Annotated in this window: 13 protein-coding genes and 2 rRNA genes; 11 read left to right on the top strand and 4 right to left on the bottom strand. The window is 69.2% G+C overall.

Going from position 1 to position 13,583, the window contains the following annotated elements; translation table 11 throughout:
• Positions 1 to 201, top strand: a 23S ribosomal RNA gene (locus AB0I38_RS28060); the annotation flags it as partial.
• Positions 202 to 357: 156 nt separating this feature from the next.
• A 5S ribosomal RNA gene (gene rrf, locus AB0I38_RS28055) occupies positions 358 to 473 on the top strand.
• Between the two features lie 107 nt (positions 474 to 580).
• Here rrf and AB0I38_RS28050 read toward each other — a convergent pair.
• A complete protein-coding gene (locus tag AB0I38_RS28050) occupies positions 581 to 1,318 on the bottom strand; it encodes an SAM-dependent methyltransferase (protein WP_358479462.1) in 738 nt (245 codons plus the stop codon).
• Between the two features lie 389 nt (positions 1,319 to 1,707).
• Between AB0I38_RS28050 and AB0I38_RS28045 the strand changes: the two genes are divergently transcribed.
• Complete coding sequence (locus AB0I38_RS28045) at positions 1,708 to 3,567, top strand: hypothetical protein (protein WP_358479455.1); 1,860 nt, start codon at positions 1,708 to 1,710, stop codon at positions 3,565 to 3,567.
• The gene (locus AB0I38_RS28040; RefSeq protein WP_358479448.1) at positions 3,450 to 4,592 is read left to right on the top strand and encodes a hypothetical protein; all 1,143 of its coding nucleotides are present in this window, start codon (positions 3,450 to 3,452) and stop codon (positions 4,590 to 4,592) included. Before AB0I38_RS28045 ends, AB0I38_RS28040 begins: the two co-directional genes overlap by 118 nt.
• 65 nt (positions 4,593 to 4,657) lie before the next feature.
• Here AB0I38_RS28040 and AB0I38_RS28035 read toward each other — a convergent pair whose 3' ends face one another.
• Positions 4,658 to 5,584, bottom strand: a complete 927-nt coding sequence (locus AB0I38_RS28035; protein WP_358479442.1) for an MBL fold metallo-hydrolase — start codon at positions 5,582 to 5,584, stop codon at positions 4,658 to 4,660.
• Positions 5,585 to 5,693: 109 nt separating this feature from the next.
• On the opposite strand from AB0I38_RS28035, the gene AB0I38_RS28030 reads away from it, so the two are divergent.
• A complete protein-coding gene (locus AB0I38_RS28030; protein ID WP_358479422.1) occupies positions 5,694 to 6,092 on the top strand; it encodes a single-stranded DNA-binding protein in 399 nt (132 codons plus the stop codon).
• A 129-nt stretch (positions 6,093 to 6,221) separates the two neighbouring features.
• Here AB0I38_RS28030 and AB0I38_RS28025 read toward each other — a convergent pair whose 3' ends face one another.
• Positions 6,222 to 7,628: a DUF1015 domain-containing protein gene (locus tag AB0I38_RS28025; RefSeq protein WP_358479405.1), complete on the bottom strand. Its 1,407-nt coding sequence runs from the start codon at positions 7,626 to 7,628 to the stop codon at positions 6,222 to 6,224.
• A 112-nt stretch (positions 7,629 to 7,740) separates the two neighbouring features.
• Between AB0I38_RS28025 and AB0I38_RS28020 the strand changes: the two genes are divergently transcribed.
• Both AB0I38_RS28020 and AB0I38_RS28015 read left to right on the top strand, forming a co-directional pair.
• Entirely contained in the window at positions 7,741 to 8,163 is a 423-nt protein-coding gene (locus AB0I38_RS28020; RefSeq protein ID WP_358479555.1) for a tetratricopeptide repeat protein, read from the top strand.
• Between the two features lie 214 nt (positions 8,164 to 8,377).
• Positions 8,378 to 9,349: an HAD-IIA family hydrolase gene (locus AB0I38_RS28015; protein ID WP_358479383.1), complete on the top strand. Its 972-nt coding sequence runs from the start codon at positions 8,378 to 8,380 to the stop codon at positions 9,347 to 9,349.
• 74 nt (positions 9,350 to 9,423) lie between these two features.
• Here the strand turns inward: AB0I38_RS28015 and AB0I38_RS28010 are convergent, their stop codons facing one another.
• Complete coding sequence (locus tag AB0I38_RS28010) at positions 9,424 to 9,771, bottom strand: SCP2 sterol-binding domain-containing protein (protein ID WP_358479356.1); 348 nt, start codon at positions 9,769 to 9,771, stop codon at positions 9,424 to 9,426.
• Positions 9,772 to 9,895: 124 nt separating this feature from the next.
• Between AB0I38_RS28010 and AB0I38_RS28005 the strand changes: the two genes are divergently transcribed.
• The 4 genes from AB0I38_RS28005 (at position 9,896) to recN (ending at position 13,533) form a co-directional block, all read left to right on the top strand.
• Positions 9,896 to 10,054, top strand: coding sequence for a hypothetical protein (locus AB0I38_RS28005; protein ID WP_358479333.1), 159 nt, complete (start codon positions 9,896 to 9,898; stop codon positions 10,052 to 10,054).
• Positions 10,051 to 10,863, top strand: coding sequence for a TlyA family RNA methyltransferase (locus AB0I38_RS28000; protein ID WP_358479321.1), 813 nt, complete (start codon positions 10,051 to 10,053; stop codon positions 10,861 to 10,863). The genes AB0I38_RS28005 and AB0I38_RS28000 overlap by 4 nt, the downstream gene beginning before the upstream one ends.
• Positions 10,860 to 11,759, top strand: a complete 900-nt coding sequence (locus AB0I38_RS27995) for an NAD kinase (protein WP_358479297.1) — start codon at positions 10,860 to 10,862, stop codon at positions 11,757 to 11,759. The genes AB0I38_RS28000 and AB0I38_RS27995 overlap by 4 nt, the downstream gene beginning before the upstream one ends.
• A 64-nt stretch (positions 11,760 to 11,823) precedes the next feature.
• Positions 11,824 to 13,533, top strand: coding sequence for a DNA repair protein RecN (gene recN / locus AB0I38_RS27990; protein WP_358479285.1), 1,710 nt, complete (start codon positions 11,824 to 11,826; stop codon positions 13,531 to 13,533).
• Positions 13,534 to 13,583: the final 50 nt, after the last annotated feature.

Here is a 13,583-nt window from a genome sequence, read left to right as displayed (position 1 = left end):
ACCGCCAGGTGCACGGCTGGTTGGCTACGTTCGGAAGGGATAACCGCTGAAAGCATCTAAGCGGGAAGCTCGCCTTGAGATGAGGTCTCCCACCATGTGAGTGGGTAAGGCTCCCGGTAGACGACCGGGTTGATAGGCCGGAGGTGGAAGCATGGTAACGTGTGGAGCTGACCGGTACTAATAGGCCGAGGACTTGACCACAAAGCATTCTGCCTGAAGTTTGTGTGTGTGCTGCGTTCCGTTACTCTTCGCTGGGTCCGGAACTGCGCCGTGCGCGAAAGTTCGGGTGTGTTGCTCGCGTCCACTAGGCAATTCTGAGGCAGCAAACAGCGGTGTTGTTTGTTTGTTTCATGGGGTTACGGCGGTTATGGCGGGAAGGAAACACCCGGTTACATTCCGAACCCGGAAGTTAAGCTTCCCTGCGCCGATGGTACTGCCTCGGGAGGGTGTGGGAGAGTAGGTCACCGCCGGACAATTGTTTGAGGAGGGCTCCACCGTTTGGTGGGGCCCTTCTCGCGTTTCAGGAGATTTTCAAGGATGAGCCTCCCGAGGTGGCCTTTGGCTGGGAATTGGCCTGGCTTTAGGAACGGAGGACGAAGACGCCCCATCCCAGGTAGTGCCGGCCGTACTCGAGATGAGCGCGACGCGACTGGTTGAGGAAGTCGCGAATGGCCGGAGCGTCAGGGTCCTCTGAGTTCTTCTGGAGCCATTCGCTGAGAGTCCACCATTGGCTGCCGACGTACCTGTCCCAGCTGTCCAGGTTGGACATGACCATTTCCACCAGTTCAAATCCGGCGCTTTCGAACCGTTCGCCTGTGCCCGCGAGCGAAGTGAACGTGTCCTGGGCGATTCCGAGTGATTCGTAAGCCTCTTCTGGTGGCGGGGTCGTCCAGTAGCACTCACCGACCAGGGCCAGCCCGCCGGCACTCAGTGGCGGGCGCATCAGGTCGAGAGTGCCGAGCAGACCATCGCCGATCCAGGTCGCACCGAGACAGGAGACGATGTCGTACGTGCGTGGTTCGTCCTTGTATTCTCCGGCGTCTGCCTCGACGAAGGTCACTTGCTCGGAGACTCCGAGCTCGTGGGCGCGGTCTCTGGCAGCAGCGAGGAAGACTTTGCTGATGTCCACGCCGACCCCCGTCAGGCCATAGCGGGACGCCCAGCGAGCCAGCATCTCTCCCTTACCGCAAGCCAGGTCCAGTTGGCGGGTTCCCGGCGTGATGCCGCAGATCTCCCCCAGCAGCTCGAGCTTGTCGTCCGTGAGGGGGTTCAGTATCCGGTGCCTGGACTCGGCGATCTCGTGGAAACGGAGTGACATGTTCAGCAGTGTTTCGGAAGTGCGCCTTTGAGGCGAATGAATATAGGTCTCGTCAGGCGCATGGACGTTCCGGAGCTTGCTACCCTGAGAAGGAGCGGGCCACCCCCACGGGTGGCCTTCGTCGCGTAAGGCCCGAGGGCGGGCTGCGACCAGCCACGGCAGACCGTGATTTGCGTACGGATCTTGCTGAGTGAGCCAACGAAATGGACCAGAAGTGAACAGAGATAACGGATCGGACGGCGGACAGTCCGGGCGCGGCGACAGCGAGGAAAGGCGGTCGCCCAGAAATACAGAGGGTGGGGCCGGTTCCCGCGGGCGCGAGGAGCGCGAAACCAGGGGCGACCGTCCGTTCCGTTCCGGCGAGCGCTCCACTGACCGTGGCCAGCGGCGTGATGGTGACGACCGCCGCCCGTCGCAGGATCGTGGACAACATACTGAGCGGTCTGGATTCCGCAGCCGGGACGACCGCGGTGGCAACCGTGAGAGCGGCCCGAGAGGCAGCTACGGCAGTGACCGGGGCCCGCGTCGTGACGACGACCGGCGTCCTTTCCGTGAGCGCGATGATCGCGGCCCGCGTCGTGAGGGCGGTTACACCGGCGATCGTGGTCCGCGTCGTGATGACGACCGAGGTTCCTTCCGTAACCGTGACGACCGCAGCCCGCGCAGTGACGGTGGTTACGGTGGCCCGCGCCGTGAAGGCGGTTATGGCGGTGACCGTGGCCCACGCCGTGAGGGCGGTTACAGCGGTCCGCGTCGTGAAGGTGGGCAGACCGGCGATCGTGGCCCGCGTCGTGATGATGAGCGGCGTTCGTTCGGTGATCGTGACGATCGTGGCCCGCGTCGTGAGGGCGGTTACGGCGGCGATCGTGGTCCGCGTCGTGAGGGTGGTTACGGTAGTGATCGCGGCCCCCGTCGTGAGGGTGGATACGGCGGAGACCGCGGTTCGCGCGGTGAGGCTGGTCCGCGTCGTGAGGGTGGATACGGCGGTGACCGTCCGCGTCGTGATGATGAGCGGCGTTCGTTCGGTGATCGTGACGATCGTGGCCCGCGCCGTGAAGGTGGTTACAGCGGCGATCGCGGCCCCCGTCGTGAGGGTGGTTACAGCGGCGATCGTGGTCCGCGTCGTGAGGGTGGATACGGCGGAGACCGCGGTTCGCGCGGTGAGGCTGGTCCGCGTCGTGAGGGTGGATACGGCGGTGACCGTCCGCGTCGTGATGATGAGCGGCGTTCGTTCGGTGATCGTGACGATCGTGGCCCGCGCCGTGAAGGTGGTTACGGCGGCGATCGCGGTCCGCGCCGTGAGGGCGGTTACGGTAGTGATCGCGGCCCCCGTCGCGAGGGTGGCTACACCGGAGATCGTGGTCCGCGTCGTGAGGGTGGCTTCGGCGGAGACCGTGGTTCGCGCGGTGAGGCTGGTCCGCGTCGTGAGGGTGGATACGGCGGTGACCGTCCGCGTCGTGATGATGAGCGGCGTTCGTTCGGTGATCGTGACGATCGTGGCCCGCGCCGTGAGGGCGGTTACGGTAGTGATCGCGGTCCGCGCCGTGAGGGTGGCTACAGCGGAGCTCGCGGCCCCCGCCGTGAGGGCGGTTACACCGGAGATCGTGGTCCGCGTCGCGAAAGTGGGGATCGAGGCTCACGTGGCGAGGGTGGCTACACTGCCGGCCCGCGCCGTGATGACGAGCGCCGTCCCTTCCGCGACCGCGATGATCGCGGGCCTCGTCGTGACGATGACCGGCGTTCGTTCCGTGACCGTGACGATCGAGGCCCACGACGCGAGGGTGCTGACCGTGGTCCGCGTCGTGAGGGTGGGTACGGCGATGACCGTGGTCCGCGTCGCGAAGGCGGCTACCGGGATGACCGGGCGCGTCCTTTCTCACGTGACCGCCAGGAGAACCCCGAGGACGGCACCCGTGCCCGGTATGGCCGGAGTGACCGCGAGGACAGCGCGGGGCGCGAGAGCATGCCGGAGCTCGCGCCTGACATCACCGCCGACGAGCTCGACAAGGAAGTACGCGACGAACTCCGTTCGCTGCCCACCGACCTTGCCGAACTGGTGGGCAGGCACCTCGTCGCCGCGGAGCGCGCACTCGAAGAGGACGACACCGACAAGGCGCACGAGCACACCAAGGTGGCGCGAAAGTTCGCGGCCCGCATCGGTGTCGTACGCGAGGCGGCGGGCATTGTCGCCTACCGCGCCGGCAACTTCGCCGAGGCACTCAGCGACCTGCGTGCCGCCAGGCGGATGACCGGTTCGGATGCGTACCTCCCGATCATGGCTGACTGCGAGCGTGGCCTTGGCCGTCCCGAACGGGCCCTTGACCTGGTCCGGTCACCTGAGGCTGAGCGTCTCGAACGGGCTGAGCGCATCGAGCTGTCGATAGTCGAGTCCGGTGCGCGCCGTGACCTCGGTCAGCACGACGCCTCCGTGATCATCCTGCAGCGCCTGCCCGAGCTCCGTGATCCGCAGCCGAAGCCGTGGTCGGCGCGGCTGGCGTTCGCGTACGCCGACGCGCTGGCCGAAGCGGGCCACCCGGAGGCGGCGACCGACTGGTTCGCCAGGGCGATGGCCTTCGACGAGGACGGCGAGACCGACGCGGCGGAGCGCTACGCCGAGCTCACCGGCAGCGTCATCGAGGACATCGAAGAGGACTTCGACGACGACCTCGAAGCGGACGAACAGGATGCGGAAGCTGTCCTGACCTCTGCCGATGATCTGTCCGGCGAGACGGATGAACCGGCGCCCGCTGACGGCGAAGCCGGAACGCAGGACAGCGCCGAGCCGGAGGATGCCGCAGACGTGGCGACGTCGGAGTTCGGCGGCAAGGAAGGCGTCGCGGAGACACCCGAGGCCAAGGCTGAGACAGTCGAGACCGAGGACGTCGCCGCGAAGTCGCACGGAACGGCGGATGTCCTGGAGTCACCGGAGCCTGGTGACACGACGGACGCCGCTGCGGCAGATGACGTGAGCGAAGCGGCGCAGGCAAAGGATCTCGCCTCGGCGGAGTCCGGTGAAGCGGAGGCCGTCTCCGAGACCACGTCGTCCGCTGGTGCGCACGATGTCCCTGAGTCATCTGATGTCGTCGATGCAGGCGAGTCCGGTGACGAGGTTGACGATGAGAAGCCGGGCGAGGACCGAAACGCCTCCAGCGAGACGGTCGTGGTGAAGGGCGATACGCCCGACATCAACCTGGCGTTCATCGAGCCGGACTTCGGCGACGTCCTGGATGAGCCTGACGAACCAGCCAAGGAACATCCCAAGCACGACGCCTGACGTCTCACGCGGACATGATTACGGCGGGTGGCCCCTAAGGGCTGCCCGCCGTAGCATTGCGAGCTCTACGGTGAGACGCGGTCGAGCCAGTGGATGATGCCGGCGACGTTGGACGCGGCGCCGCTGAGCAACTCGAACTGTTCGGCCGTCTCGTCTTCGGACTTCAGCGCGGTGTAGCGCTCCTTGGTGCGCTCCCTGACCATGGCGACGGCGTGGTCCAGATCCATGCCCTCCGCATGCGCCTGGCGGGTCAGATCGACCCAGACGCGGAGCTCCTCCGCAGACCGTTCCAGTGTCTCCTGTACCGCCTCCACGGGACCGTAGTGGCTGAACAGCAGCCGCTGCGGCCCCAGCGCCCCGAACAACGCGATCGAGTCGAGCGCCGTCCGCAGGTCGAAGTCCGGCGGAGGGGTGGCGGGACGCAGGTCGCCGGTCTGCGGCAGGTAGACCCCGGCCGCGTCGCCCACGTAGAGATCACCGGTGCCCGAATCGATCAGGCCGACGTGGTGCTTGGCATGACCGGGGGAGTAGTGGCTGTTCAGTGTCCTGCCGTTGCCCAGGTCGATGGAGCCGGTGTCGCCCAGCGCCACGATCCGCTCGGCCTCGGTGGGGGACAACTCACCGAAAAGCGTGTCGAGCCGGTCGCCCCACACCATCCGGGCGCTGGCCATCAGCCGCGACGGGTCGGCCAGATGCCTGGCGCCCTTCTCATGCACGACGATCTGCGCGTTCGGGAAGAATCGCGCGATGTCCCCGACTCCTCCGGCATGGTCGAGATGGATGTGCGTGACGACGACGGTCGCCAGGTCCTGAGGTCCCACGCCGAGCGAGGCCAGCGCGTCACGCACGACCGGCGCCGACGTCGAGGTTCCGGTCTCGACGAGACAGGGTCGATCCCCCAGGATCAGGTATCCAGCGGTGATGCCCGAATATCCGGCCATTTTCGTGTCGATTTCATAGACGTCTCCGCCTAGGGCGGTGATGTTGTCCACAGGCAACTCCCGAGCTTCGACCACTGTCCCCAGAACGGCGTTCGGCCGATCCGGCTTTCTGCTCATCGTAGAGAGTGATCCTCACCAGACCACAAATGGGAGGACGACAGTGGACCGCAATGAGGTCGTGCTGGTGGGGAGGCTGTCCATGGCAGCCGAGGACAAGACGCTGCCGAGTGGCGACACCCTGACGAAATGGCGCCTGGTCGTACGACGACGCCGCCGTCACAAGCGAGGTGAGGCACTGACGGACAGCATCCCGTGCGTGACCTTCGACCCCGAGGCGGCCGCCGTCGTTCACAGTCTCGACCTTCACGACACCCTCGAGGTCACCGGCGCCTTCCGCTGCCGCATCTACGGTCCGGCCACGGCCAAGGTCTGGCGTTACGAGGTGGAGGTGCTCACCGCCAAGGCGGTGGAGGAGACGGTCCCGGCTCCCGAGGTGACGACCGAGGATCTCGTGACCCGGCCACCCCGTGCGGTGGCATCTCTCGCCCGGGCGGGCTGACCGCCCGGCCACTCCGCAACGCCATGATGCAGCGCGTCCGTCTATACGGATCACGGCACCCCTCGGGAGGCCGCCTCGGGGGCTCGTGGCGAGGCTCGTGGCGGAGTTCCCGGTGGACGAGCGGGAAGCTCAGTCGATGGCGAAGGTGCGCAGGACGAGGCCGGTGCGGGGTTTGGGGCCGAAGGAGGTGGACTTGCGGGGCACCCGCTCGCCACTGGCCGCCACGGCCAGCACATCCTCTACGGCGAGAGGCTTGAGGATCACGGCCGTGCCGCCCATGCTGACGGCCAGCCGGGCAGCTGCTTCCGCGTCGTGATGCACCACGCGCACGGCCTGCTCGTCATCCCGCATGCCCCACACCCTCGGCATGACGAACTCCGTCAGGATCGAGGTGTTCAGGGAGTTCCAGCGGTCGGAGCGGTCGGCGGGCATCGCGCGGGCCAGCTGCACCGGGTCAGGATTGGTCAGCAGGTGGCAGCCGCCTTCGCCGACGATCAGGAAGGCGGGCTCCGGGGCGGCATCGAGCGCGGCCAGGCCCTGGGCGAGGGCGGGGTGATCCTGGACACGCCACGCCCCCTTGGCCCTGGCGGCCGCCTCGTCCAGCGGCAGGCCGGGGAGGACTCGGTGGATGGCCTTGAGGTCGGGCGGATACGCGGAGGAGTCGACGAGCAACGCCAGCCCGAAGTCCCACGGACCCAGCGCCCGCTCGGTGTCGGAGCCGGAGGCGCCGGGCGGCGACGAGGCGGCGTCCAGTGGGCTGGGCTGAGACGTGGTGCGCGCGGCATGCTCCTGACGTTGGAGCACGCGATACGTCGCGTACCTGTGGTGACCATCGGCGATGAGGGCCTGACGGGCGCGGAGGTCGGCGTTGACGGCGTCGATCTCCGACTGGTCCGTGATCGCCCAGAGGCGGTGGTCCAGGCCGTCCTCTGTGCGGGCGCTCACCAGGGGTACGCGGTGAGAGGCCACCTCGTCCACCAGGGCGGTGGCCGTGCTCTGGGCGCCGTCGTAGAGGAGGAAGATCGGTTCGAGGTTGGCCTGGGTGGTGCTCATGAGGGCGAGACGGTCGGCCACCGGGCCGGGCAGCACATTCTCGTGAGGCAGGATGATGCGGCGCGCGGGGTCGGTGAGGGCCACGTCGCCGATGATCCCGCGTTGCAGCACGCCGGGTCCGCTCTGTTCGTACACGTAGAGCGCCGGGAGCTCGTCCGGTGCCAGCACGCCGGAGTCGAGCCAGGCGCGCAACGTGTCCCGGGCCTCGACATACCTCTCCTCGAGGAGCTTGTCGGGCCGGCTGGCGGGGGAAGGGCCGGACGACGTGCTGCCGGACGCGGGCGGGAAGGATGGTGATGCGCCGGGAAGGATGAGACGGACCACGTTGTTGGGGTGTGCGTCGAGGAGTACGCGGACGTCGCCGTCGGAGATCAGATCGTAAGGCGGGGAGGTCACCCTGGCGGGCTCGTCGACAGTGAAACGGACGCCACGGAAGGGCCGCAGCACCAGTCCATCGGGTACCGGCAGTTCATGAATCCCCATACCGGGCATGCTCCCATAAAGGTCCGAGTCTTCCGGAAATCCCCCACACTCCAGCCGATCCGAGATCGCGGTGATCCAGCGGATCCGTCGTCTGCAGAAGGAGGCCTCACGCATGGTCCAAGGGCGAAACGTCCACGATGATTCCCCTGGAGCCCCGGAGGGTGACGTATACGAGTGGTATCAGCGGGGGGTGAAGCTGCTCCGGGATGGTAGTCCTGCGGCCGCCGCGGCCTTGCTCGAACGCGCCGCGACGGCCGAGCCCCACTCCCGCAGCATCCGGGAGGCCCTGGCCCGGGCGCAGTTCAACTCGCGCCAGTACTCCGACGCCGCCGCGAGCTTTCGTCAGATCGTGGACGCCAATCCGGCGGAGGACTACGCCTATTTCGGGCTTGGCCTGGCGTTGTGGCGGACCGGCGATGTGGAGGGGGCCCAGGAGCCACTCGCGATCGCCGTGGCCATGCGCCCGGACGAGCGCCACTATGTGTCCGCTTTGAAGAGCGTCCGCGCCACCTTGCGTGCCCGCCGCGAGATGTGACCTGGACGACTCAAGGTGAAGCGCGGGTCCGTGAACATACCGCTCGCCGAGGCCGTAGTGGATCTCGTACGTGCACGCGTCCCCTCACCGGCTGAGGTGGGTGCTCCTCGGCCAGGATCGAGTGGCTCGGACATGGTCAGCCTTCCTAGGGTGGGTAGGAGACCCCGACGCTAAGGTCTCACGCGACGTGAGAGTCGACCCGGAATGAGGCGCTGTGCTGATCGACGGCTATGACACCCTGCTGCTCGACCTCGACGGGGTCGTCTACCTGGGCAACCACGCGGTTCCCGGCGCGCCCGAGGCGCTGGAGGCGGCGCGGGGCAGGGGTGTCCGGCTGGCGTACGTCACCAACAACGCCTCCCGCACCCCCGCGGCCATCGCCGGCCATCTGCGCCGGCTGGGCGTGCCGGCGACGGCCGCCGATGTGGTCAGTTCCGCCCAGGCAGCCGCGCGGCTGGTCTCCGAACGGGTGCCGCCGGGGTCTAACGTGCTGGTCGTCGGCGGGTCCGGCCTGCGGCTGGCGATGCGGGACAGAGGGCTCCGGCCGGTGACCACGGCGATGGACGCGCCCGCCGCGGTGGTGCAGGGTTTCGCACCGGGGCTCTCGTACGGCCTGCTGGCGGAGGGCGCCCTGGCGGTGCGGCAGGGAGCGCTGTTCGTCGCGTCCAACGGTGACCACACCATGCCCACCGGCCGCGGTGAGCTGCCGGGCAACGGCTCGATGGTGCGAGTGATCGCCACGGCGACGGGCGTGGAGCCGTTGTACGCGGGCAAGCCAGATCCGCCGCTGCACCGGGAGTCGGTGATCCGCACCGGCGCCCGACGGCCGCTGGTCGTCGGCGACCGGCTGGACACCGACATCGAGGGGGCGGTCAACGCGGGCGTGGACGGCCTGGTGGTGCTCACCGGCGTGGCGACACCGCTCGACCTGCTCACGGCCGTTCCCCGGCAGCGGCCGACGTACCTGTCGGAGGATCTGTCGGCGTTGCTCGAGCCCTACCCGGAGGTACGACAGGGCGCCTGCGGCGGCTGGCGAGCCCGCTGGGTGGACGGCGTGCTGCGGTTGGAGGGCGACGGGAGCCGGATCGACGGCCTGCGGGCCGCCTGCGACGCCGCGTGGGCGCTGGCGGGAGAGGGACGAGCGGAGGAGGACGCGGTCAAGCACGTGCTCGATCGCGTCGCATGACGGCGGCTCGGCTCAGGCGACGCATTCGGCGGTCTGGCGAGCTTATCTGCGAAGTGAATCAGGTCAATGGGCCGTCAGATGAGACGGCGCAGGCGCAGCAGGTCGCTGAAGCTCGCGTCGATCTTCACCTTGCCTCCGAGTAGCGCGCGGGCCAGGTCGAGCTCCCCGTTGACCAGTGACACGAGATCGTCGCTGCCGATCGTCAATCTGACGTCGGCGGATCTGCCGTCCGTGGGAGGTTCCTCACGAAACGGGTCAAGCCCATCATGGTGCAGGCGGCCGTAGAACGTCACGGTGAGGTCGGGAACCCGGCAACTGACCGTGCGCTCGACCACGTGCCTGGCCCGGTCCTGCTCGTCGATCTCGTCGAACTGGGCGACGAGCTTGGCCAGTGCCGCCCGGCACTCCTCGACGCTTGCCATGGTGCCCATCCTTTCTGACCTCTAGGACGTAGCGTTCCACATCAATCGCGGCCGCCATGACCCTTCAACGTCTGACACGCCTGCCAAGGTGCCGGGCGCTCCCGCGAGGCGTTACCGTCGTGTCATGAGTGCGCTGCCGGAGGAGACCGGCGACGAGCGGGTCGACGCCGTGCTCGACGGCCTCGGTCGCCTGGCCGGGCTGCCGGTGAGCGATCACGTGGCGGTGTTCGAGGAGGCGTTCTCCGGACTTGAGGCCACTCTCGCCGACGTGGACGACCAGTGAGCCGCAGGATCCGCCTGGACAGCGAGCTCGTACGACGGGGCCTCGCCCGGTCGCGTGAGCAGGCGGCCCAGCTCATCGAGGCCGGCCGTGTCTCCGTCGGGGGCCGGCGGGCGGGCAAACCGGCCACGCAGGTCGACACCGCCTCACCCATCGTCGTGGCCGAGTCCGCTGACGGGCCCGACTACGTCTCACGCGGGGCGCACAAGCTGCTCGGCGCGCTCAAGGCGTTCGAGGGTCTGAGTGTCAAGGGCCGCCGCTGCCTCGACGCGGGCGCGTCCACCGGCGGCTTCACCGACGTGTTGCTGCGTGCGGGCGCCGCCCACGTGCTCGCAGTCGACGTCGGCTACGGCCAGCTGGCCTGGTCGCTGCGCACCGACGACCGGGTCACCGTGATGGAGCGGGTCAACGTCCGCGACCTCACTCCCGACATGGTCGGCGAGCCGCCCACACTGGTCGTGGGCGACCTGTCGTTCATCTCGCTGCGGCTCGTGCTGCCCGCCCTGGCCGCCGTGGCCGCTCCGCGGGCCGACTTCGTGATGCTGGTCAAGCCGCAGTTCGAGGTGGGCAAGGAGCTCGTGGGAGCCGGCGGGGTGGTGCGCGACCCCGAGCTCAGGGCGGGAGCCGTGCGCGAGGCGGCGGGCAGCGCGGTCCGGCTCGGCCTGGAGGTGCGCGGCGTCACCGCCAGCCCCCTCCCGGGGCCCTCCGGCAACGTCGAATACCTCCTCTGGCTGGGTAAGGGTGAGGGCGAGCCGCCGGTCGCCGACCTCGAGGCCGAGATCCGGCGTGCCGTCGCGGAGGGGCCACAATGAACCGGACCGTCCTGGTCACCGTGCACACCGGGAGAGAGGCGGCCGTCGACAGCGCCCGCCTGGTCATCGGCCGCCTGGTCGACGCCGGCCTGACCGTCAGGGTGCTCGACCTGGAGGCGCCCGAGCTCGGCTGCCCGGGCGCCGAGGTGGTGCCCGGCGACGCCGACGCGGCCAAGGGTGCCGAAGTCATGATCGTGCTGGGCGGCGACGGGTCGCTGCTGCGCTCGGCCGAGCTCGCCCGGCCCACCCGAACGCCGCTACTCGGCGTCAACCTCGGGCACGTCGGGTTCCTGGCCGAGGCCGAGGTGGCCGACCTCGCCGCGGCGGTCGACAGCGTGGTCGCCGGCCGCTACGACGTCGAGGAGCGCATGACGATCGACATCCTGGCCCGGCAGAACGGGCAGATCATCGCCGACACGTGGGCGCTCAACGAGGCGACCGTGGAGAAGCGCGACCGCATGCTGGAGGTCGTGGCCGAGATCGACGGGCGGCCCCTGTCGCGCTGGGGCTGCGACGGGGTGATCTGCGCGACCCCCACCGGATCGACCGCCTACGCCTTCTCGGCCGGCGGCCCGGTGGTCTGGCCGGAGGTGGAGGCGCTGCTCATGGTGCCGATCAGCGCCCACGCGCTGTTCGCCAGGCCGCTGGTGGTCTCGCCGCGCTCCACGCTGGCCATCGAGATCCTGCCCGACACGCCCGGCGGGGTGCTGTGGTGCGACGGGCGACGCCGCTTCGACCTGCCGTCCGGCACCCGGGTGGAGGTCCGAAGGGGCTCCGCCCCTGTACGGCTGGCGCGATTGCACGGGGTGGAGAGCACCGGCGCGCCCTTCACCGACAGGTTGGTCGCCAAGTTCGAACTGCCCGTTCAGGGGTGGCGCGGAAGGGTGCGTCCCTGAGTGAATGAGCGGTGAGACGCGTAGGATTCATGCGCACAGGTGTTCGGAGCGACGGGAGTGGGCAGTGCGACCAAGGGTCGAGGAGGTCCGCATCCAGGGGCTTGGCGTCATCGATGAGGCCGTGCTCGAGCTTTCGCCGGGCTTCAACGTGGTCACCGGCGAGACCGGTGCGGGCAAGACGATGGTCGTCACCGGGCTCGGGCTGCTGTTCGGCGGCCGGGCCGACCCGTCGCGCATCAGGCCGGGTGCCGACAAGGCCACCGTCGAGGGCACGCTCGTCATCGAGACCGGCGGCCGGGTGGCCCAGCAGGTCGAGGACCTCGGCGGCGACGTCGACGACGGCGAGCTCATCATCTCCCGCACCGTCTCCGCCGAGGGCCGGTCGAGGGCCTGGCTCGGCGGTCGCAGCGTCCCCGTCGGCACCCTGACCTACCTGGCCGATGACCTGGTGGCGGTGCACGGCCAGATGGACCAGCAGCGCCTGCTCCAGCCCGCCAGACAGCGCGCCGCACTCGACCGCTACGCCGGAAACGGCCTGGTCAAGCCACTGCGGGCCTACACGCAGGCGTACAAACGGCACAAGCAGGTGAGCGCGCTGCTCGACGAGCTCACCACCCGGGCGCGGGAGCGCGCCCAGGAGGCCGACCGGCTCAGGTTCGGCCTGGAGGAGATCGAGAAGGTCGACCCCAAGCCGGGTGAGGACGTCGAGCTGCGCGGCGAGGAGGAGCGGCTCTCGCACGCAGACGCCCTGCGCGGCGCCGCCACCAGCGCCCACACGGCGCTGCTCGGCGACCCAATGGAGGCGGCGAGCGACGCCCGGGACGTGATCTCGCTGCTCGGTGAGGCGCGCGCGGCCGTCGAGGCGGTGCGCGACTTCGACACGCAGCTGGCCGGGATGGCCGAGCGGCTCGCCGAAGCCGGCTACCTGATCTCCGACGTGGCCACCGATCTGGCCGCCTACGCCGAGTCGATCGAGGCCGACCCCGCCCGGCTGGCCGCCGTGCAGGAACGCCGGTCGCTGCTGTCCGGGCTGATCCGCAAGTACGGCGAGGACAGCGCGGGGGTGCTGGCCTGGGCGCGTGAGGCGGCGGCCCGGCTGACCGAGCTCGAGGGTGACGACGACCGCATCGAGGAGCTGACCCGCGAGCACGAAGAGCTGACCGCGCAGCTCACCGAGCTGGCGGCCAAGCTGACCGCCGTGCGCGAGGCGGCCGCCGAGCGGTTCGGCCAGGCCGTCACCGAGGAGCTCACCGCGCTCGCCATGCCCCACGCCAGGGTCGTCGTCCAGCTCACCCAGGCCGCCGACTTCGGCCCCGAGGGCGTCGACGAGGTCGAGCTGCGCATGGCCGCCCACCCCGCCGCGCCGCCGCTGCCGCTCAACAAGGGCGCCTCGGGTGGCGAGCTGAGCCGCGTCATGCTCGCCATCGAGGTGGTGTTCGCCGGTGCCGATCCGGTGCCCACCTTCGTGTTCGACGAGGTCGACGCCGGAGTGGGCGGCAAGGCCGCGGTCGAGATCGGCCGCAGGCTGGCCCGGCTGGCCCGCACCGCGCAGGTCGTGGTCGTCACCCACCTGCCGCAGGTCGCCGCCTTCGCCAACCAGCACCTGGTGGTCGAGAAGGCCGGTGACGGCAGCGTCGTGCGCAGCGGCGTGCTGGCGCTCGACCATGAGGGCAGGGTCCGCGAGCTGTCCCGCATGCTGGCCGGACTGGAAGACTCCGAGCTGGGCAGGGCACATGCCGAAGAACTCCTCGGGCTGGCCGCGGCAGACCGGTGATCCGATGTGACATAGCGGACACACCGCGTACTGAATGGCCTCCTGGCCGT

This window comes from Nonomuraea cavernae (genome assembly GCF_040655715.1).
GTDB classification, from domain to species: domain Bacteria; phylum Actinomycetota; class Actinomycetes; order Streptosporangiales; family Streptosporangiaceae; genus Nonomuraea; species Nonomuraea cavernae_A.
This window is presented reverse-complemented; position numbering and strand designations above follow the sequence as displayed.